Genomic DNA, 18857 nt, shown 5'->3' with positions numbered 1-18857 from the left:
CTTTTATAAGGAAAATAAATTAACTGTGGATAACTGATTTTACACCACACCTACCAAATTCAAGTGCTCCTAAACGGATGCTATATGCCCCTAAAGAGAACCCATCTGCTCCAAAAGGGATCACGTATGTCCCTATCAAATGCAAGTGCTCCTAAACGGATGCTATATGCCCCTAAAGAGAGCCCATCCGCTCCAAAAGGGATCACGTATGCCCCTACCAAATGCAAGTGCACCTAACCGGATGCTGTATGCCCCTAAAGAGAGCCCATCTGCTCCAAAAGGAATCTCAAATGTCCCTACCAAATTCAAGTGCACCTAAACGGATGCTATATGCCCCTACCAAAAGACTACATCTACTACTTTTATGTTAGGAATAACGATAATTTCAGCTCATGGTGTTACTGGTGATGGAGTTTTACCGACCATGGTAGATAAATTTTCTTCCAAAAATAAGGTTTATATTGTTTTCAAAGGGGTAGACAAATAACAGTGAAAGGAATGATTCATTATTAGTTTGGAAGAGTTGCCTTATACAGAACAAATGGAACACGCGTTTAGAGGAGTTCACGGTTTTGGATATAGTGAAGTACGGAACAGCCACGATTTACGGATGAAGGTTGAACTACGAAGACAGCGAGATCATGAGAAGAGTGTCCAACTAGTGGCGAAAATTTATGCCCAAGCCTTTAGAGGATAATATAATAGAAAAGAAAGAATCCATGGGGCAATATATCTCTATGGATTTTTTGGTTGAAAAATAAATACATAGTGAAATTGATTCTCATTTAGGCGATGTTATTGAAAATATAGAAGGATTATTATTTTGCATGAAGTTTAGGTGAAAGTGAATAGAAAGCATGAAATACAATCGTTTTGCATTCTAAATGAGAAAGTATTTCAAAAGATTTGCAAGGCAGTAGACTTTGGGTTAAGATTAGAATGATAATAAATTAGAATGGAATACCATTCATAGTTACCTAATGGAGGTTATTAAATGTCAACTTTAGTGATTAAGGATTTACACGTTGCTATCGACGGTAAAGAGATTTTAAAGGGTCTTAATTTAACAATTAATACAAATGAAATTCACGCGGTTATGGGTCCAAATGGTACTGGTAAATCAACTTTAGCTTCTGCTATTATGGGGCATCCTAAATATGAAGTTACTTCTGGTTCAATTGAATTGGACGGTGAAGACGTATTAGAAATGGCAGTAGACGAACGCGCTCAAGCGGGTCTGTTTTTAGCTATGCAATATCCAAGTGAAATAACAGGAGTTACAAATGCTGACTTCTTACGATCTGCTATTAATTCACGTCGCGAAGAAGGCGATGAGATTTCTTTAATGAAGTTCATTCGCGAACTTGATAGCAAAATGGAATTTTTAGAAATGGACTTAGACATGGCTCAACGTTATTTAAATGAAGGATTCTCAGGTGGGGAAAAGAAACGTAACGAAATTCTTCAATTAATGATGTTAAAACCAAAATTCGCTATTTTAGATGAAATTGACTCTGGTCTAGATATCGATGCACTTAAAGTTGTTTCAAAAGGTATCAATGAAATGCGTGGAGAAGGATTCGGAAGTTTAGTAATCACTCACTACCAACGCCTGCTTAACTACATAACGCCTGATCATGTACATGTAATGATGCAAGGGCGTGTTGTTAAATCTGGAGGTCCTGAGCTTGCTCAAAAATTAGAAGCACAAGGATATGACTGGATTAAAGTTGAATTAGGAATTGAAGACGAGACAGTTGGACAAGAAGCATAAGAAAGGGGACGAATCAGCATGACGGTTGAAACAAAATTGGCATTAACCGAGCAGGATATCCGCTCCTTTTCAGAAAGTAAACAAGAACCAAGTTGGATGACGGAACTTCGTCTTAAAGCACTAGGTGCGCTTGAAACACTTCCAATGCCAAAGCCAGATAAAACAAAAATTATTAATTGGAATTTCACTGAATTTCCTACACATACTGTAGAAAGCAATGTGTTTGCTTCTTTAGACCAATTACCTGAAGAATTAAAAACAATTGTAAATGCAGAAGAACAAAAAAATATATACATTCAACACAATAACACACCAGCATTTGTTTCTTTATCGGAAGATTTGAAAGTAAAAGGCGTTATTTTTACCGATATTTACACTGCTATGCGTGAACATAGCGAGCTTGTTCAAAAATACTTTATGACTGATGGCGTAAAAGTTAACGAACATAAGCTTACAGCACTACATGCAGCACTTTTAAACGGCGGAGTATTTTTATATGTACCGAAAAACGTAGTAGTAGAAGAGCCAATTCAAGTTATTTATTTACACGATGACGAAAATGCATCTCTTTTCAATCATACGTTATTAGTTGCAGATGATAATAGTGTTGTCACGTATGTGGAAAACTATTTATCAACCGTAGAACATGCAAACGGGTTAGCAAATATTGTTTCTGAAGTAATTGCTAAAGACAATGCAAAAGTAACTTTTGGTACAGTAGACGTTCTAGCAGAAGGTTTTACTACGTATGTAAACCGTCGTGGAGTTACAGCGCGAGATGCTGTTCTTGAATGGGCGCTTGGAATGATGAATGACAGCGATACAATTTCTGAAAATGTTACACATTTAGTTGGTGACAATTCAGAAGGACATGTAAAAATGGTTGTTGTCGGTCGCGGGAAACAAAAACAAAACTTTACAACAAAAGTTATTCATTGGGGCAAACATACCAATGGTCAAATCTTGAAACATGGTGTAATGAAAGATGAAGCATCTTCTATTTTCAATGGTATCGGGAAAATTGAATTCGGAGCAACGAAATCCAATGCAGAGCAAGAATCTCGTGTTCTAATGTTAAGCGAAAAAGCACGTGGAGATGCAAACCCGATTCTTTTAATCGATGAAGATGATGTAACAGCAGGTCATGCAGCTTCTGTAGGCCGAGTAGATCCACTTCAGTTGTACTATTTAATGAGCCGTGGTATTTCTAAGCATGAAGCAGAGCGTCTGGTTATTCACGGATTCCTTGCTCCAGTTGTAAACGAACTACCGATCGAAGGCGTGAAGAAACAGCTGACGGAGGTTATTGAAAGGAAAGTTCGCTAATGCTCAGTAAAGAGATTCGACGCTATTTTCCCATATTAAACCAAGAGATTAATGGACATCCACTTGTTTATTTAGATAGTGGTGCCACTTCTCAAAAACCCGTTCAAGTAATTGAAGCAATAAAAAAGTATTATGAATTTGATAACTCGAATGTACATCGAGGTGTGCATACACTTGGAAACCGTGCGACTGAAGGTTATGAAGGAGCACGTGAAAAGGTTCGAAAATTTATCAATGCTAAATCTACAAAAGAAATAATATTCACGCGTGGAACAACTACAGCTATCAATACAGTTGCAAGAAGCTACGGCCTAGCAAATGTAAAAGAAGGCGATGAAATTGTTATAACGCATATGGAGCACCATTCCAATATTATTCCTTGGCAACAACTTGCAAAGGAAACAGGCGCTACGCTTAAATATATTGACTTAGAGCAAGATGGAACTTTATCTCTAGAAAAAGTACGTGCAACTATAACAGATAAGACAAAAATCGTTTCGATCGTTTACGTGTCGAATGTGTTAGGTACGATGAACCAAATTAAGGAAATTACGCAAATTGCGCATGCGCATGGGGCTATAATGGTAGTGGACGGTGCACAAGCCGCACCACATTTAAAACTGGATGTTCAAAATTTAGATTGTGATTTTCTTGCGTTTTCAGGACATAAAATGTGCGGTCCCACTGGTATAGGTGTACTTTACGGAAAACAAGCATTGCTGGAAGAAATGGAACCGATTGAATTTGGTGGGGAAATGATTGACTTTGTAGGTTTGTATGAATCTACATGGAAAGAGCTTCCTTGGAAATTCGAAGGTGGAACGCCTATAATTGCAGGTGCCATTGGACTTGGAGCAGCGATTGATTTCTTAGAAGAAATCGGACTAGAGGAAATTGAAAAGCATGAACATGAACTAGCTGCTTTAGCGATGGATAAAATGTCCTCAATTGAAGGTTTAACAATTTATGGACCTAAAGATCCTTCTAAGCGAGCGGGAATTGTAACATTTAATTTAGATGATGTGCATCCACATGATGTTGCAACTGTACTTGATATGAATGGAATTGCTGTCCGGGCAGGTCATCATTGTGCACAACCATTGATGAAGTGGTTACAATGTAATTCAACTGCGAGAGCAAGTTTTTATATTTATAATACAGAAGAAGATATTGACCAACTAGTTGCTGGATTGCGCACTGCAAAGGAGTATTTTAGCGATGTCTTCTAATTTAGATCAACTATATAGACGAGTAATTATGGATCATTATAAAAATCCTCGTAACAAAGGTAGCATTGAGGATGGTGCTTTAACAATTGATATGAATAACCCAACTTGCGGAGATCGCATTCATTTAACACTTCAAGTGGTAGATGGAGTAATCCAAAATGCAAAGTTTGATGGGGAAGGTTGTTCCATTTCGATGGCATCCGCATCTATGATGACTCAAGCAGTTAAAGGAAAGAAAGTAGAAGAGGCTTTAAAGCTTTCTACTGTTTTCTCAGAAATGATGTTAGGGAAAGAACATGATGAGACTATCGACCTTGACGATATAGAGGCATTAAATGGTGTTTCTAAATTTCCAGCACGTATTAAATGTGCAACTCTTGCTTGGAAAGCCATGGAAAAAGGCATTTCCGAAGAAGAGAAATAATATAAGAACGGAGGAAATACGATGGCAAAAAAAATGCCTGAAATTGGTGATTACAAATATGGTTTCCACGACAAAGACGTATCCATTTTCCGTTCAAAACGTGGGTTAACGAAAGAAATTGTGGAAGAAATTTCACGTATGAAAAATGAGCCCCAATGGATGTTAGATTATCGCTTAAAAGCATTAGAAATTTTCTATTCTAAACCTATGCCACAATGGGGTGGAGATTTTGGTTCATTAAGCTTTGATGAAATTACGTACTATGTAAAACCTTCACAAGGAACCGAGAAATCATGGGATGAAGTGCCAGAGGAAATCAAAGCAACATTTGATAAGCTTGGTATTCCAGAAGCGGAACAAAAATATCTTGCAGGTGTTTCAGCGCAGTATGAATCAGAAGTGGTTTACCACAATATGAAACAAGAGCTTCAAGATTTAGGTATCGTATTTAAAGATACGGATTCAGCTTTACGTGAAAATGAAGACATTTTCAAGAAACACTGGGGAACCGTAATTCCTTCTTCTGATAATAAGTTCTCTGCACTAAACTCAGCAGTATGGTCAGGTGGATCATTTATATACGTACCACCAGGTGTGAAAGTGGATACTCCACTTCAAGCGTACTTCCGCATTAACTCAGAAAATATGGGTCAATTCGAACGTACACTAATCATTGTTGATGAAGGTGCTTCTGTACATTATGTAGAAGGTTGTACAGCTCCTGTTTATACAACCAATTCACTTCATAGTGCAGTAGTTGAGATAATTATTAAAAAAGATGCTTATTGCCGATATACAACGATCCAAAACTGGGCAAACAACGTGTATAACTTAGTTACAAAACGTGCGGTTTGTGATGCTAACGCAACGATGGAATGGATTGACGGAAATATTGGATCAAAATTAACAATGAAATATCCAGCAGTTATCCTTAAAGGTGAAGGTGCTCGTGGTATGACACTTTCTATCGCGATTGCTGGTAAAGGACAACATCAAGATGCTGGTGCGAAAATGATGCATTTAGCACCAAATACTTCTTCAACGATTGTATCGAAATCAATTTCGAAACAAGGCGGAAAAGTAACGTACCGCGGTATCGTTCATTTTGGACGCAAAGCAACTGGTGCTCGTGCTAACATTGAATGTGATACATTAATCATGGATAATTTGTCGACTTCCGATACAATTCCTTACAATGAAATCTTGAATGATAATATTTCTCTTGAGCATGAAGCGAAAGTTTCAAAAGTTTCAGAAGAACAATTATTCTACTTGATGAGTCGTGGGCTAAGCGAAGAAGAAGCAACTGAAATGATCGTAATGGGCTTCATCGAGCCATTCACAAAAGAACTTCCGATGGAATATGCGGTTGAGATGAATCGATTAATCAAATTCGAAATGGAAGGTTCTATCGGTTAATTCGATAACCTTTATGATGAAGGCAACAGGATGAAATAAATTCATCCCTGTTGCCTTTTTATTTATCCTAAAAAAGAATGCAGGTGTGGAGAGGTTCATTTTTTGTCACTTAAACAAAGATAATGATATGATATATTTGTATAAATAGTGGGGTGATTACATGATTAAGGTGGGTTTAACAGGATGGGGAGATCATCCGGATTTATATACTTCCTCTGCAAAACAGAAGCTTCAAGATTATAGCTCTTATTTTCCAGTAGTAGAGCTAGATGCTTCGTTCTATGCAATCCAGCCAATAAAAAATACACATAAATGGCTAAAAGAAACACCTGATAACTTTCAATTTGTGGTGAAAGCATTTCAAGGAATTACTGGACATCTTCGGGGAGAATCTCCATTTGATTCTGTAAATGAGATGTTCCAGATTTATCGAGCGTCCATCGAACCATTTAAAGAGCATGGAAAGCTCTCTATGGTATTAGTACAATTTCCACCATGGTTTAAATGTGAAAAGGAAAATGTAGACTATATCATGAGAGTAAGAGAAGAACTGAAAGAGTTCGATGTTGCAATTGAGTTCCGTCACCAGTCATGGTATGCTCCTCATTTTAAGGATAAAACAATTCAATTTTTAAGGGAACACCAATTTCATCATACAGTTTGTGACGAACCACAAGTTGGCGAAGGCTGTGTCCCTCAAGTTCCCATCCCTACGTCAAACAAAGTTTTATACCGATTACATGGACGAAATACATATGGATGGATTAATCCAGGAAATAACGTAAAATGGCGAGAAGTTCGCTATCTATACGACTATAATAAAGAAGAGCTAACCGCAATTCAAAAAGTTTGCGAGCAATTACATAAACAAGCAGATGAAGTAGTGGTATTATTTAATAATAATTCAGGAGGGCATGCGTCCAAAAATGCAAACACTTTTAAACAAATGCTTGGCATTGAGTTTGAAGGATTAGCTCCAAAACAACTAGACTTATTTGAAGGTGGGATTTAATGGAATGGGTAGTACTTGTAGCCGCGGGTCTATTTTCGGGGATAATAGGGGCATTAGTAGGTTTAGGCGGCGGTGTAATTTTAGTTCCAGCAGTTTTGTTTTTTGGTACAACACTTGGATTAATTCCTAATATTACTCCCCAGAGTGTAGTAGGGCTATCTGTAGTAATGATGATTTTCACAGGACTTTCTTCTACACTTTCCTATACGAAAACAAAAACGGTAGATTTTAAAAGTGGATTTATCTTCTTTATTGGAAGTATACCTGGAACAATACTTGGTGCTTTTGTAAATAAAGGACTAGATCTACCATCCTTTAATTTATATTTTGGAATATTATTAATCATATTATCTACTCTTTTGCTTGTGCGAAAATATTTAAAACCTGTTAAGTGGTTTGTAGAAAACGGTAAAAAAAGAACATTTACAGATGATAAAGATACGTATGTATATGGTTATCCAATTTGGTTTGCGATAGTGTTAACGTTTGGAGTTGGGTTTGCCTCAGGTCTATTTGGCATTGGTGGAGGATCTATCATTGTTCCTGCTATGATATTATTATTTCTATTTCCTCCACATGTTGCAATTGCAACGTCTATGTTTATGGTATTTTTATCTTCTATTATCAATTCCATCACACATATTTCATTAGGGAATGTTCCTTGGCTTTATACGATTCCTGTTATTCCAGCAGCATATATTGGCGCAAAATATGGTGCAAGTTTAAATAAAAAGCTCAACTCAGAGACATTGGTGGTTGCGCTCCGTATCGTTTTACTTTTATTGGGTATTCGGTCAATTATTGCAGGTCTTATGTAAGTGAAGATAGGGTAAGTCATTGCCCTCTAAGGCTAGATATCAAAAAGGTGGGAGCATGTTGAGAGAAACAATTCAAATTTATCATACGAATGATTTGCATAGTCACTTAGAAAACTGGCCAACAATTCATCAGTTTCTCTCTGAAAGACGAGCGATGCATGATACTGTGCTTATTTTAGATATCGGTGATCATATCGATCGATCAAATATTTTCACTGAAGGTACACTTGGTAGAGGGAATGTTGAGTTGTTGAATGCAGCTAGTTATGATTATGTCACAATTGGCAATAACGAAGGAATAACTTTAAGTCATGAGGAATTGGAAAATCTCTACACGGATGCGAACTTTGAGGTCATTGTATCCAATTTTACAAATCAAGACGGAGCAATTCCTTCATGGATGTTGCCCTATAAAATCCATGAAACTCCTTCTGGTATACGAATAGGAATTGTAGCCGCTACAGCTAATTTTGGCATTTATTATGAAAAGTTAGGATGGCATACTCAACAACCGATAAGTCGATTAAAAGAAGTTTGTGAGGAAATGGAGAATAAAGTGGATATTATCCTGTGTATGTCGCATTTAGGGATATCGCAAGACGAATTAATTTCCGAACAAATTCCCCAAATTGATGTTATTTTTGGTTCACATACACACCACTTTTTTGAAGAAGGAAAAATGGTAAATGGAACACTACAAGCCGCTGCAGGTAAATATGGAGCCTATATAGGTCATGTTACCTTGGATTATGACCATAGCTGTAAACGAATTATCTCTAAAAAGGCAGCCCTATATCCAGTAGAAGATCTTCATAAACCTACTAATGATTTAGAGCAATTGGAAACATGGAAGCGGATTGGGGAGCAAAAATTAGCTACTATACTCTTTCAAAACTCTATATTTTTAAAGAAAGATTGGTTTCATTCCTCTAATATGTCTGATTACTTTGGAAAAGCGCTTTTAGCATTTACAGGGGCTGATTGTGCGATATTTCCTGCAGGTATTTTCTTAACAGATTTACCAAAAGGGAATATTACTGCTAGTGATTTACATAAACTATTACCTCATCCAATAAATCCGTGCGTTATCACGTTAACTGGAGTAGAATTGTTAGAAACGATTCATCTATCCAAAAATGAACAATGGCCACTTCTCGAAGTAAAAGGATTGGGATTTAGAGGTGAATATTTGGGTACCATGCAATTTGAGGGATTAACTGAACAGAATAATGGTGACGTTTATGTAAAGGGAGAAATTATTCAACTAGAAAAAACGTATGCTCTTGCAACGTTAGATATGTTTACTTTTGGTTATTTTTTTCCTGCATTTAAATTTGCAAACAAACAATATTTTATGCCAGAGTTCATACGGGATGTTATGAAGTGGTATGGAAAACAACAAGAATGAAAAGTTAATTCACATATAAAATCCTTCCATTACATATAAGTAATTAGGGGGATTTTTTCTGTTTTATAGAAAAAAGAAACGTTTCATATTTTTTACGAATCAGCGTAAATTGGCCATTTTTTTGACTTGTTTTATACTTTCCATTGCAGGTTTATTATATTGGGTCAATAGTAGATTAACTCCTACTTTCCTTCAATACGCGGAAATTCAAACTACTAAAATTGCTTCCATGGTCATTAGTAAAGCGGTTAATGAGAACTCAAAAATTGTATTAGATGTAAATGATATTATGGATGAGGTTCCGTCTGGTAGCAAAAATATGCAAACCATGAAATTTAATACGGATATCATTACTAAGAAACTATCCGAAACGAATAGCTTAGTGCAATATCATTTAGAACAAGCGGAAAGAGGAAATCTATCCAGTTTACCTTATTTAGATGATATTGAATATGATGAGCATGCAATGGAAGACAAAGGTGGAGTGGTGTTTTATGTTCCATTGGCAGAAGCAACTAATATTCCGCTTATTGGTAACTTAGGTCCGAAAATTCCCATAAGATTTCATGTAATAGGAAATGTACAATCTACGGTAGAATCGAGCATTACAGAGTTTGGGATTAACAGTGCCTTAGTTGAAATAAAGATTCGAATAAAAGTAAATGTCCAAATTATTGTGCCACTCGCAAGTAAAATGAGTGAAGTTGAGCAAACAATTCCAGTGGCAATGGGATTAGTCCAAGGGCAGGTTCCAAATTTTTACACGAAAGGAGAGGGGATCCGCCCTTCAGTGGAAATACCTAATACAACTCCAAACAATTAAGTAGGGTATATAATATACCCTTTTTTTCTATGAGAAAACTAGGTTTTCGAGATATGATTAGGTTGTTTGAAATTAAATAATATGTTACATTGTCAACAGTGTAGTTAGTTTTTTTTAGAATGGGGTCGAAAAAATAATGACATCGTGTAAACCAACGAAAACAGAGCATCAACGTAAGCCTGATTGGCTAAAAATAAAGTTAAATACAAATGAAGACTATAAAGGTCTAAAAAAGTTAATGCGTGAAAACAATTTACATACAGTTTGTGAAGAAGCAAGATGTCCAAATATTCACGAATGCTGGGGTTCACGTCGAACAGCTACTTTCATGATTCTTGGAGCAGTTTGTACGCGTGCATGCCGTTTTTGTGCAGTCAAAACAGGTCTTCCAACGGAGCTAGATTTAGCAGAACCAGAACGTGTGGCAGATTCTGTTGTTATTATGAACTTAAAGCATGTTGTCGTTACAGCAGTTGCTCGTGATGATCTAAAAGACGGCGGTTCCGAAGTATTTGCTGAAACGATTCGTGCTATTCGCCGTAAAAACCCATTTACTTCTATTGAAGTATTACCTTCTGATATGGGTGGAATTGAACAGAATATCCGTAACATTATGGATGCGAAACCAGATATTTTGAATCATAATATCGAGACAGTGCGCCGTTTAACTCCTAGAGTACGCGCAAGAGCAAAATACGATCGATCACTGGAGTTATTGCGTCGTGCAAAAGAAATGCAACCAACTATTCCTACTAAATCTTCTTTAATGTTAGGTTTAGGAGAAACGCATGAAGAAATATTAGAAGTAATGGATGACTTACGTGCAAATAACGTAGACATTATGACAATTGGTCAGTATTTACAACCATCGAAAAAACACTTACCAGTGTTAAAATATTATTCACCTGCTGAGTTTGGTGAATTACGTAAAATTGCAATGAGTAAAGGATTCTCACATTGTGAAGCTGGCCCTCTTGTAAGAAGTAGTTATCATGCAGATGAACAAGTGAATGCTGCTGCGAAACAAAGACAAGCACAAGGTGAGGAACAACTCGCTACTCAAAATAGCTAATGGATGGTGATGGAGTGATTATTGCTGAGGGATACACATATGAAGTCGTAGAGGATTACCGTGAAGCATTTAAAGAAGAAGCTTTTTTAGAAAGATATAGTGAAATATTATCTAAATACGACTATATTATGGGAGACTGGGGATACAATCAACTCCGATTAAAGGGCTTTTTTGAGGATCGAAATAATAAAGCTACATTTGATACAAAAATAAGTACAATGAAAGATTACTTGTATGAATATTGTAATTTTGGCTGCGCATATTTTTTAATAAAAAAAACAGGTGTTGCACCAAAAATAGTGCCAGTTGAAACAGATGAATTAGAACAAGAAAACATTGAGCAGAATCATTTATGATCTGCTCAAGGTTTTTTTTATGCTATGAACAGGTTGATTTCCACTGCAGGTGTACGCTTTACGCGGGCTGTTCGTGAGCCTCCTCGCTTCGCTGTAGGGTCTCACCTGGACACGCTTTTCCCGAGTCGCCGCCTTCCGCTCCAATCAACAGTGCTAAAAAAGTAATGCAATATGCTTCTGGTACTTACCTTATCCTCCATAAAAGTCTTCGTTAATAGTGTAGCCAATGTTTAGTCCAAAGCACTTGGGAATTGGTGATGAACTGGTGCACTAAAAGGACGCTTGCGTATTCTAATTTAGTAATTCTCTTAAGTAATCCCTTAATTCCTCTGCTTCGACTTCGGTTCTATTATATATATGCTCTAAATAACCTGGTTCTTCTAAATCATCAGGTCCTAAAATAGCAGCTCGGCCATATTGGATATCCATCACGAGAACTTTTCCGAAAAAGCGAGAACTTTGTACAACAGCTAAATCATAGCGTTGAGAATCACCCGTAAATCCAACGAACCTTGTTTTTGTATCTTCTACATCATCATACAAGAAAAATCGTTCCACTATGTAACACTCCTTCCTATCCTTTAAATATGGTACTATAGAATAGAACTTAATATCAACCGAACAAAAATTAGGAGGCATTTCGATGTATTTTGTGGATCGAAAAAAAATAAAAACGACTATTACTCATATGAATGCATTAATTAAATTACTCGAAGATAGAACAGACTGGAATCAAGATGAAGTGTCGAAGCTAGCACTTGAACGGCTCGGCCAAAATTTGATTGAGTCCATTATAGATATAGGAAACTCCATGATTGACGGTTTCATCATGCGAGATCCAGGCGGTTACGATGACATTATAGACATTTTGACAGACGAAAAAGTAATAACAACAGCGATGGATGCTCCTTTAAAAGAAGTAATTGATTATAGAAAAGTACTTGTCCGTGATTTTCATTCCATCGATCATACGCAATTAGCACAAGTATTACTTTCTAATCTTCCTTATTTAAAACAATTTCCATCAATGGTGGAGAATTATTTAGAGAATGAATTAGGTCCTGTCTCCGCTTTTTTACCAGAGGATTCTAATGTCACATTATAAGGCCTATTGTTTAGATTTAGATGGCACTGTATATAAAGGGAAGACTCCTATAAAAGAAGCAATTGAATTTGTTCACCATTTACAAGGAAAAGGAATTGATCCTTTTTTTGTGACGAACAATTCTTCCATGACACAAAAACAATTACAGCAAAAGCTTGTGCATATGGATATCCATACGAATGAAGATCATATAATCTCTTCTTCTATTGCAGCTGCTAATTATATTGATGAACATTATCATGGGAAGTCTGTGTTTATGATTGGAGAAAATGGATTACAAGATGCGCTAGACATGAAACGAATTGACCGAACAGAAGAGTTAGCTGAAGTCGTTGTGATGGGAATTGATCATGACATCAATTATGACAAGCTTGCCAATGCTTGTCTCTCGGTTCATGCAGGAGCAGTATTTTTATCTACAAATAGTGATCATGCTTTCCCTACTGAGAGAGGATTTCTACCTGGAAATGGAGCTTTCACAAAACTTGTAGAACACTCAACTGGTGTGGAAGCCCTATTTATGGGGAAACCGCAACCGTTTATGTTGGAACTTATTCTAAAAGAATATGGCTTTCATAAAGACGAAATGGTTATGATTGGTGATAATTACGAGACAGATATTTTGACAGGAATTCGGATGGGCATTCATACGGCCCATGTCAATAGCGGAGTCACTCTAACAGAAGATGTGCAGCAACAGGTGGAGAAACCAACATACCTACTGCAATCTTTAAGTGAATGGATAAAGTAAAAAGACTGCAGATTACTCTGCAGTCTTTTAAAATAAAGGATTTTCCTCGATGTATTTATATATGTTTTTTACAAGTTCACTAGGCGTTTCTGCTTCCACCACATCACCGTTTACAATAGCAAAAAAAGTTTCAGAACACAGTGAGCAGTAGCTTAAACAACCATACTCTAATACATCTAAATTGGGGTCTTGTTCCAAAATATCAAATGCTTCCTGAGAACCATTTGCAAGGTTGCTTATACAAAATTCAACCATTGGATTCATAGTTGTCACCTCATTACTCCGTCATGCTACTCTATTTTAATTCATCCGTCAATTTAGAAGTCTTATTGTGAAAACCATCACAATCATTTATAATTTGAAGAGACATTGAAAGTTGAGGGATAATATTATGCGAAAATTAGTATTGTTAGGTGGAGGATACGGTAATATGCGCGTTTTACTTCGCTTATTGCCAAACAATTTACCAGATGATGTAGAAATCACATTAATAGACCGAACGCCATTTCATAGTTTGAAGACAGAATTTTATGCGTTGGCAGCTGGAACATCTCCAGATAATGAAATCCGTGTGGCATTTCCTGAAAACCAAAAATTAACGATTAAATATGGTGAAATTCTAGAAATTGATGTGGAAAGTAAAGAAGTATTGTTAGCAGATGGACAAGCAATTAAATACGATGATTTAATAATCGGTCTTGGTTGTGAGGATAAATATCACGGAGTACCTGGTGCGGATGAATTTACGTATAGTATTCAAACGATTGGACGTTCTCGTGATACTTACAGCAAGCTAGGAGGTTTACAGTCAGGCTCTGTTGTAGGAATTGTTGGAGCCGGCCTAAGTGGAATTGAGCTTGCTAGTGAACTGCGTGAAAGTCGTCCAGATTTAAGAATTAAATTATTTGACCGCAGTCCACGTGTTTTAAGAGATTTTCCAGAGCGTTTAAGTAATTATGTAAAAAAATGGTTTGATTCAAATGATGTAGAAATTGTGAGCAACTCAAATATAACAAAAGTTGAAACAAATAAATTATACAATCATGAAGAAATAATACCTGTGGATGTTGTCGTTTGGACAGCAGGGATTCAACCAGCTGCTCCTGTACGCGCGTTACCAGGCGAAAAAGATAGTTCTGGTCGTGTCGTATTAACGCAATATCATGATTTACCTGGATATGAAAATGTATTCGTAGTAGGAGATTGTGCATCCCTTCCTTTTGCACCAAGTGCTCAACTTGCAGAAGAACAGGCAGAACAAATCGTGAAAGTATTGCAAGCACGTTGGAAGAACTTGCCTCTGCCAGAAAAAATGCCAGAAATTAAACTAAAAGGTTTTATGGGATCCCTTGGGAAGAAACAAGGCTTTGCTTACTTAGCAGATATTTCAGTGACTGGGCGCATTGCTAGACTGATGAAATCTGGATTGCTGTGGATGTATAAGCGTCATAATGGATAAAAAAAGCTTCGGAACGTTTATTTAATAAGCGTTTCGATGCTTTTTATTATTGTTTAAATGGTTAATCGATCAATAAGTAGTAATATTCGATCTATCACTCTCAAACATCCAACAGTTTATAAGTATTTTAATTATTCTACTTCACTAGTATACCCATACTTCTCAAGTGCTGCATATACTGGCTTTAATTGAATATAGCCTTCGCCAACGACTTCATCATTAATCATAACAAGTGGGTAGAAAAATTCATCGTCGGCAATTCGGTTTGCAATATCTTGCTGTTTTTCATTCTCAATTGGTTGTTCGATATCGATATAGGTGAATGTAATTTGGTGATTTGGAAACTTTCGGTCGATGGCTGCTTGCAACCATTCGTATGTATCCTTAGAGGATGGTGCATTTACACAACTGGCGCACATTATGTCTGCTCCATAAATTTCTATATTTAATGCTTGATTGCCCATATTAGCAGATCTCCTTCGAATTCTTTATTGGATTTTTTTCTTACTTCACATTATAATGATTATAGTGAAAGGAGTCGATAGATATGACTGATACAATTAATGAACAAGTTCAAGAAGTTTTAGATAAATTACGCCCATTTTTACTTCGTGATGGGGGAGACTGTGAACTTGTAGATATTGAAGATGGTATTGTAAAACTACGCCTTTTAGGAGCTTGTGGAAGCTGCCCAAGTTCAACCATTACTTTAAAAGCAGGTATTGAACGTGCACTACTGGAAGAAGTTCCAGGAATAATAGAAGTAGAACAAGTTTTTTAAAAGAATATAACGAAAAGAAGCCTATTGCAGGGCTTCTTTTTCTTTACTCTCGCGTATTTCTTGCCAGCGTTCTTTTGCCATTTCAATTATTTTTGGTTCAATGGACGTACTTTGTTTTTCGATTACTTTAGAAAAATAGCGTGTTGCAAATTCGATATCACCAATTCTTCTTGATAATTCTGCTATTAAATAGAGGACACGTGTTTCTGACATTTGTGTTCCGTTATAATCTTCCGTAGAATAAGAATCTGCGTAACGATCACGTGCAATTTCCATGAATCGTTTTTCTTGATCTTCCTTATTTTGTAGTCGATATAACCAAGCAGTCCGTAATGCTAAACCAGCTAAATTGATAAACTTTTCTTTTTTTAGAGCGCCAATATGAATTCCTAGTTTATAAGCCATAATTCCTTCTTCAATAGATCTTTCATTTCCAAAAGAGTGAGGTACCCATTTATTTGCAACTTCTTGTTGGATTATCTCTTTCACTCCAGGGGTAAAATATTTTGTGAAGTCCTCTGTGAATGAAAAACCGCAATGCTCACAGACGAATACATTATAGAGAAGTGGATTTACCTCTTTATTTTGATAGATTGGTTGAAAGTCTGTTTCATTTGCTTCCACTTTAACAAACTTAGATCGGACCTTTGTCGTTTTAAATTTCTTTTTACAATGCAAACATTCTATATCTTTTTGATAATAAGGAGATAATTCCATTATTAAACCTCTTTTCACCCAATAATTAACTAGTTCTATTATACTTGATAACTTTGTTGAATGCTAAGTAATTATCTTCATTTAGTAAACATTTAAACTTTCCTAAATGAATTAAAAATTTGCGAAAGATGTTATAGATTTTGTAGGTAGTATTCCTTGTCTACAAGGTTAAAACATTGATATGATATATAAAAGGAAGGAAAGGTGATTCAGATGACAGAAGTAGTGATTCTATCTGAAGCGGCAGCTTACCGCGTAAAAGAAATGATGACACATAACGGAGAAGAGGGCTCGATGCTTCGTGTTTCAGTAAATGGTGGTGGATGCAGCGGTCTTTCTTACGGGATGAGTTTTGAAAAAGAAAAAAATGAAGATGATCTAGAACTTCATCAACATGGTATCGATATAGTAGTTTCTACAGAAGATGCATCCATATTAAATGGAACCACAATAGATTATAAAGAATCCTTGATGGGGGGCGGGTTTACCATCGAAAATCCCAACGCTATCGCTTCTTGTGGCTGTGGTTCTTCGTTCAGAACAGCTAAAAAAGAAGGTACGCCGGAGAGCTGTTAAACTTTCGGAGTTTTAATAAGTTGTTCATTTGGAGTGCAAGGGTTATGAATTACAGCTGAAAATTGAGTAAACACAATCCCTAAAATGTATGAAAACAACCCTAATTTAGGGTGTTTAGGGTGGTGAATTACAGCCTTTTTGATTGTTAATGTCGTTACACATTAATTTTTCAAGGAGGCTTTTTATTATGGCATTAAACAAGAAAGTACGAAGAAAACCTGTAAAAACTTTATCCAATCAAAAGGATTATCCTATTTTGACGTTTGAACAAGCAGTGGATATTGTTTTAGCAGGAAAGAGGGCAGAAGGGGTAAGAGAACGTACTTTAAGGGACTATTCAAAGGACTGGAGTTATTTTGTTAAATGGTTAAATCAACATTACGAGATTGAAACAGTGGATGAACTGGATGTACAAATTTTTCGAGATTATATTAATTATCTACAGTATGACAGAGTGAAATATGAAGACCATAAATATATTAAAAGCGAGCAAAAAGTGGGTCTTTCAGAAGTGAGCATTAATATTCGACTAAGAGTATATAAAGCCATCTTTAACTATCTTGAAAGGGAAGAATATATTGAGGTCAATCCTACAACGAAATTAAAGCTTTTAAAACACGATATAGACCTTACTAATAGTTTTACTGATGAAGAGATTAAATCGGTTCTTAAACAGCCAAATATGAGGGATTATGTTGGATTTAGAGACTATGTGGCAATGATGTTGCTCTTAGATAGTGGAATGAGAGCAGGAGAATTATTAAGTTTAAGAATAGCAGATATTGATTTTCAAACAAGGTTTATAACACTTGAAGGGGATAGAAATAAAAATCGTAAACCAAGATTAATACCTATTTCTGCACATCTCATTAAATTAATTCTTCAATTAGTTGGTGAAAATAAAAAACATTTTTCAACGGATAGAGTTTTTCTGTCGCAATTCGGTGAACCCCTTGGTCAAAATCATTTTAACAAACGATTAAAGTATTACGCAGATAAAGCAGGTATCAAAAACAAAAAAGTAACTGCTCATGTATATCGACATACATGGGCAAAGAACATGACGTTAAACGGTTGCGATTCCTTCACATTGCAAAAAATGGGAGGGTGGTCTGATATACGAACGATGAGAAGGTATATTCAAATGGATACAGATGATTTACGTAAATCACACGATTCATTTTCACCAGTTACAAGTTTATTTAATAAAAAGAATAACTAAATTCCATTAGAGTGATTAATGAAAAACAGCTACACCTTTAGAGATATGCAGTTTAAGAATCCAATCTATAATGACTGGATTCTTTTTTTGTCTTCTATTGTTCAAGTTGTCATGTTGGAGCAGTTTCAAATAAGACTAGCCTATCTGATATGAAATCTATCTCATAGAAGACGGGGGACGTTTACAGGATATTCTATAACCACCTATATGTATATCGCTAGAACAGTTACACGCTAAAAAGGGGCAATTGAAATTATTACGATACGATAGCTAGAAAATCTTGAGTTGAGTCGTTACATTTGTTACTACTCGATTTTAATTAATGTTTAGCAAAAAGAATCAATTTAATGCACACAAAGTTGATTCTGATTTCTAGTATATAATGTAGGGAAATTTCAAAGGGGGTATATTCCTTATTTTTAGGGTTTATTAGAAAGTAGTAACAATATTGGTCACAAAACAGTTTCTTAAATTGAGACATATTATAAGGAAGTATCTTTTAAAGGAATATTCAACACCTAAAAATAGAGAGAATCTAATCTTTTACTGAGATTGGATTCTCTTTTTTTTTATTTATTCAATATG

At 36.0% G+C, this 18857-nt stretch carries 22 protein-coding genes; 18 read left to right on the top strand and 4 right to left on the bottom strand.

The annotated features are described in order from the left end of the window. The first annotated feature begins 514 nt into the window (after positions 1-514). The 12 genes from ACEPXD_RS13480 (at position 515) to ACEPXD_RS13425 (ending at position 11661) form a co-directional block, all read left to right on the top strand. The gene (locus ACEPXD_RS13480) at positions 515-697 is read left to right on the top strand and encodes a hypothetical protein (protein ID WP_391116693.1); all 183 of its coding nucleotides are present in this window, start codon (positions 515-517) and stop codon (positions 695-697) included. A gap of 297 nt (positions 698-994) precedes the next feature. Next, entirely contained in the window at positions 995-1774 is a 780-nt protein-coding gene (sufC, locus tag ACEPXD_RS13475; protein ID WP_391116691.1) for a Fe-S cluster assembly ATPase SufC, read from the top strand. Between the two features lie 18 nt (positions 1775-1792). Next, positions 1793-3100, top strand: coding sequence for a Fe-S cluster assembly protein SufD (gene sufD / locus ACEPXD_RS13470; RefSeq protein ID WP_391116689.1), 1308 nt, complete (start codon positions 1793-1795; stop codon positions 3098-3100). After that, the gene (locus ACEPXD_RS13465; RefSeq protein WP_391116687.1) at positions 3100-4329 is read left to right on the top strand and encodes a cysteine desulfurase; all 1230 of its coding nucleotides are present in this window, start codon (positions 3100-3102) and stop codon (positions 4327-4329) included. Before sufD ends, ACEPXD_RS13465 begins: the two co-directional genes overlap by 1 nt. Continuing rightward, positions 4319-4753 (top strand): Fe-S cluster assembly sulfur transfer protein SufU, encoded by a 435-nt coding sequence (gene sufU, locus ACEPXD_RS13460; protein ID WP_391116685.1) that lies wholly within the window; start codon positions 4319-4321, stop codon positions 4751-4753. Before ACEPXD_RS13465 ends, sufU begins: the two co-directional genes overlap by 11 nt. Before the next feature lie 21 nt (positions 4754-4774). Continuing rightward, positions 4775-6172 carry a Fe-S cluster assembly protein SufB gene (sufB, locus tag ACEPXD_RS13455; protein WP_151700733.1) on the top strand — a complete coding sequence of 466 codons (1398 nt, stop codon included), beginning with the start codon at positions 4775-4777 and terminating at the stop codon, positions 6170-6172. A 160-nt stretch (positions 6173-6332) separates the two neighbouring features. Continuing rightward, complete coding sequence (locus ACEPXD_RS13450) at positions 6333-7184, top strand: DUF72 domain-containing protein (RefSeq protein ID WP_391116683.1); 852 nt, start codon at positions 6333-6335, stop codon at positions 7182-7184. After that, on the top strand, positions 7184-8002 hold the full coding sequence (locus ACEPXD_RS13445; protein WP_391116681.1) for a sulfite exporter TauE/SafE family protein: 819 nt from the start codon (positions 7184-7186) through the stop codon (positions 8000-8002). The genes ACEPXD_RS13450 and ACEPXD_RS13445 overlap by 1 nt, the downstream gene beginning before the upstream one ends. 55 nt (positions 8003-8057) lie before the next feature. Then, positions 8058-9410: a bifunctional metallophosphatase/5'-nucleotidase gene (locus ACEPXD_RS13440; protein WP_391116679.1), complete on the top strand. Its 1353-nt coding sequence runs from the start codon at positions 8058-8060 to the stop codon at positions 9408-9410. Positions 9411-9519: 109 nt separating this feature from the next. Next, positions 9520-10233, top strand: coding sequence for a sporulation protein YunB (yunB, locus tag ACEPXD_RS13435; RefSeq protein ID WP_391116677.1), 714 nt, complete (start codon positions 9520-9522; stop codon positions 10231-10233). A gap of 136 nt (positions 10234-10369) precedes the next feature. After that, a complete protein-coding gene (gene lipA, locus ACEPXD_RS13430; RefSeq protein ID WP_391116675.1) occupies positions 10370-11305 on the top strand; it encodes a lipoyl synthase in 936 nt (311 codons plus the stop codon). Positions 11306-11319: 14 nt separating this feature from the next. Continuing rightward, entirely contained in the window at positions 11320-11661 is a 342-nt protein-coding gene (locus ACEPXD_RS13425) for a YutD family protein (RefSeq protein WP_391123231.1), read from the top strand. Positions 11662-11952: 291 nt separating this feature from the next. Here ACEPXD_RS13425 and ACEPXD_RS13420 read toward each other — a convergent pair whose 3' ends face one another. Next, on the bottom strand, positions 11953-12219 hold the full coding sequence (locus ACEPXD_RS13420; RefSeq protein WP_391116673.1) for a DUF3055 domain-containing protein: 267 nt from the start codon (positions 12217-12219) through the stop codon (positions 11953-11955). Positions 12220-12304: 85 nt separating this feature from the next. On the opposite strand from ACEPXD_RS13420, the gene ACEPXD_RS13415 reads away from it, so the two are divergent. Next, on the top strand, positions 12305-12766 hold the full coding sequence (locus tag ACEPXD_RS13415; RefSeq protein ID WP_391116671.1) for a DUF86 domain-containing protein: 462 nt from the start codon (positions 12305-12307) through the stop codon (positions 12764-12766). Continuing rightward, positions 12753-13517, top strand: coding sequence for a TIGR01457 family HAD-type hydrolase (locus tag ACEPXD_RS13410; RefSeq protein ID WP_391116669.1), 765 nt, complete (start codon positions 12753-12755; stop codon positions 13515-13517). The genes ACEPXD_RS13415 and ACEPXD_RS13410 overlap by 14 nt, the downstream gene beginning before the upstream one ends. A gap of 27 nt (positions 13518-13544) precedes the next feature. Here the strand turns inward: ACEPXD_RS13410 and ACEPXD_RS13405 are convergent, their stop codons facing one another. Continuing rightward, positions 13545-13781: a YuzB family protein gene (locus tag ACEPXD_RS13405; RefSeq protein WP_391116667.1), complete on the bottom strand. Its 237-nt coding sequence runs from the start codon at positions 13779-13781 to the stop codon at positions 13545-13547. A 127-nt stretch (positions 13782-13908) separates the two neighbouring features. Between ACEPXD_RS13405 and ACEPXD_RS13400 the strand changes: the two genes are divergently transcribed. Further along, a complete protein-coding gene (locus tag ACEPXD_RS13400) occupies positions 13909-14976 on the top strand; it encodes an NAD(P)/FAD-dependent oxidoreductase (protein ID WP_391116665.1) in 1068 nt (355 codons plus the stop codon). 131 nt (positions 14977-15107) lie between these two features. Here the strand turns inward: ACEPXD_RS13400 and ACEPXD_RS13395 are convergent, their stop codons facing one another. Beyond that, positions 15108-15440, bottom strand: a complete 333-nt coding sequence (locus tag ACEPXD_RS13395; RefSeq protein WP_391116663.1) for a YuzD family protein — start codon at positions 15438-15440, stop codon at positions 15108-15110. 83 nt (positions 15441-15523) lie between these two features. Between ACEPXD_RS13395 and ACEPXD_RS13390 the strand changes: the two genes are divergently transcribed. Continuing rightward, positions 15524-15757 carry a NifU family protein gene (locus tag ACEPXD_RS13390; protein WP_151700722.1) on the top strand — a complete coding sequence of 78 codons (234 nt, stop codon included), beginning with the start codon at positions 15524-15526 and terminating at the stop codon, positions 15755-15757. Between the two features lie 21 nt (positions 15758-15778). On the opposite strand, the gene ACEPXD_RS13385 is transcribed toward ACEPXD_RS13390, so the two are convergent. Further along, the gene (locus ACEPXD_RS13385; RefSeq protein WP_391116661.1) at positions 15779-16474 is read right to left on the bottom strand and encodes a DUF2225 domain-containing protein; all 696 of its coding nucleotides are present in this window, start codon (positions 16472-16474) and stop codon (positions 15779-15781) included. Between the two features lie 213 nt (positions 16475-16687). Here ACEPXD_RS13385 and ACEPXD_RS13380 point away from each other — a divergent pair, with 213 nt between their 5' ends. After that, positions 16688-17050: a HesB/IscA family protein gene (locus tag ACEPXD_RS13380; protein WP_391116659.1), complete on the top strand. Its 363-nt coding sequence runs from the start codon at positions 16688-16690 to the stop codon at positions 17048-17050. 187 nt (positions 17051-17237) lie between these two features. Then, positions 17238-18272, top strand: coding sequence for a tyrosine-type recombinase/integrase (locus tag ACEPXD_RS13375; RefSeq protein ID WP_391116657.1), 1035 nt, complete (start codon positions 17238-17240; stop codon positions 18270-18272). The last annotated feature ends 585 nt before the right edge of the window (positions 18273-18857 follow it).

Source organism: Psychrobacillus sp. L3, assembly GCF_042945595.1.
GTDB lineage: Bacteria > Bacillota > Bacilli > Bacillales_A > Planococcaceae > Psychrobacillus.
Note: the sequence above shows the minus strand (reverse complement) of the source record. Positions and strands in the feature narration are given on the sequence as shown.

Excerpts from the sequence above, each read along its gene's own strand:
- ACEPXD_RS13415 (WP_391116671.1), top strand. The coding sequence starts at position 12,305 with ATGTATTTTGTGGATCGAAAAAAAATAAAAACGACTATTACTCATATG.
- ACEPXD_RS13395 (WP_391116663.1), bottom strand. The coding sequence starts at position 15,440 with ATGGGCAATCAAGCATTAAATATAGAAATTTATGGAGCAGACATAATG.
- sufU (WP_391116685.1), top strand. The coding sequence starts at position 4,319 with ATGTCTTCTAATTTAGATCAACTATATAGACGAGTAATTATGGATCAT.
- ACEPXD_RS13400 (WP_391116665.1), top strand. The coding sequence starts at position 13,909 with ATGCGAAAATTAGTATTGTTAGGTGGAGGATACGGTAATATGCGCGTT.
- sufC (WP_391116691.1), top strand. The coding sequence starts at position 995 with ATGTCAACTTTAGTGATTAAGGATTTACACGTTGCTATCGACGGTAAA.
- ACEPXD_RS13410 (WP_391116669.1), top strand. The coding sequence starts at position 12,753 with ATGTCACATTATAAGGCCTATTGTTTAGATTTAGATGGCACTGTATAT.
- ACEPXD_RS13405 (WP_391116667.1), bottom strand. The coding sequence starts at position 13,781 with ATGAATCCAATGGTTGAATTTTGTATAAGCAACCTTGCAAATGGTTCT.
- ACEPXD_RS13450 (WP_391116683.1), top strand. The coding sequence starts at position 6,333 with ATGATTAAGGTGGGTTTAACAGGATGGGGAGATCATCCGGATTTATAT.
- ACEPXD_RS13390 (WP_151700722.1), top strand. The coding sequence starts at position 15,524 with ATGACTGATACAATTAATGAACAAGTTCAAGAAGTTTTAGATAAATTA.
- sufD (WP_391116689.1), top strand. The coding sequence starts at position 1,793 with ATGACGGTTGAAACAAAATTGGCATTAACCGAGCAGGATATCCGCTCC.
- ACEPXD_RS13375 (WP_391116657.1), top strand. The coding sequence starts at position 17,238 with ATGGCATTAAACAAGAAAGTACGAAGAAAACCTGTAAAAACTTTATCC.
- sufB (WP_151700733.1), top strand. The coding sequence starts at position 4,775 with ATGGCAAAAAAAATGCCTGAAATTGGTGATTACAAATATGGTTTCCAC.
- ACEPXD_RS13385 (WP_391116661.1), bottom strand. The coding sequence starts at position 16,474 with ATGGAATTATCTCCTTATTATCAAAAAGATATAGAATGTTTGCATTGT.
- ACEPXD_RS13445 (WP_391116681.1), top strand. The coding sequence starts at position 7,184 with ATGGAATGGGTAGTACTTGTAGCCGCGGGTCTATTTTCGGGGATAATA.
- ACEPXD_RS13380 (WP_391116659.1), top strand. The coding sequence starts at position 16,688 with ATGACAGAAGTAGTGATTCTATCTGAAGCGGCAGCTTACCGCGTAAAA.
- lipA (WP_391116675.1), top strand. The coding sequence starts at position 10,370 with ATGACATCGTGTAAACCAACGAAAACAGAGCATCAACGTAAGCCTGAT.
- ACEPXD_RS13440 (WP_391116679.1), top strand. The coding sequence starts at position 8,058 with ATGTTGAGAGAAACAATTCAAATTTATCATACGAATGATTTGCATAGT.
- ACEPXD_RS13465 (WP_391116687.1), top strand. The coding sequence starts at position 3,100 with ATGCTCAGTAAAGAGATTCGACGCTATTTTCCCATATTAAACCAAGAG.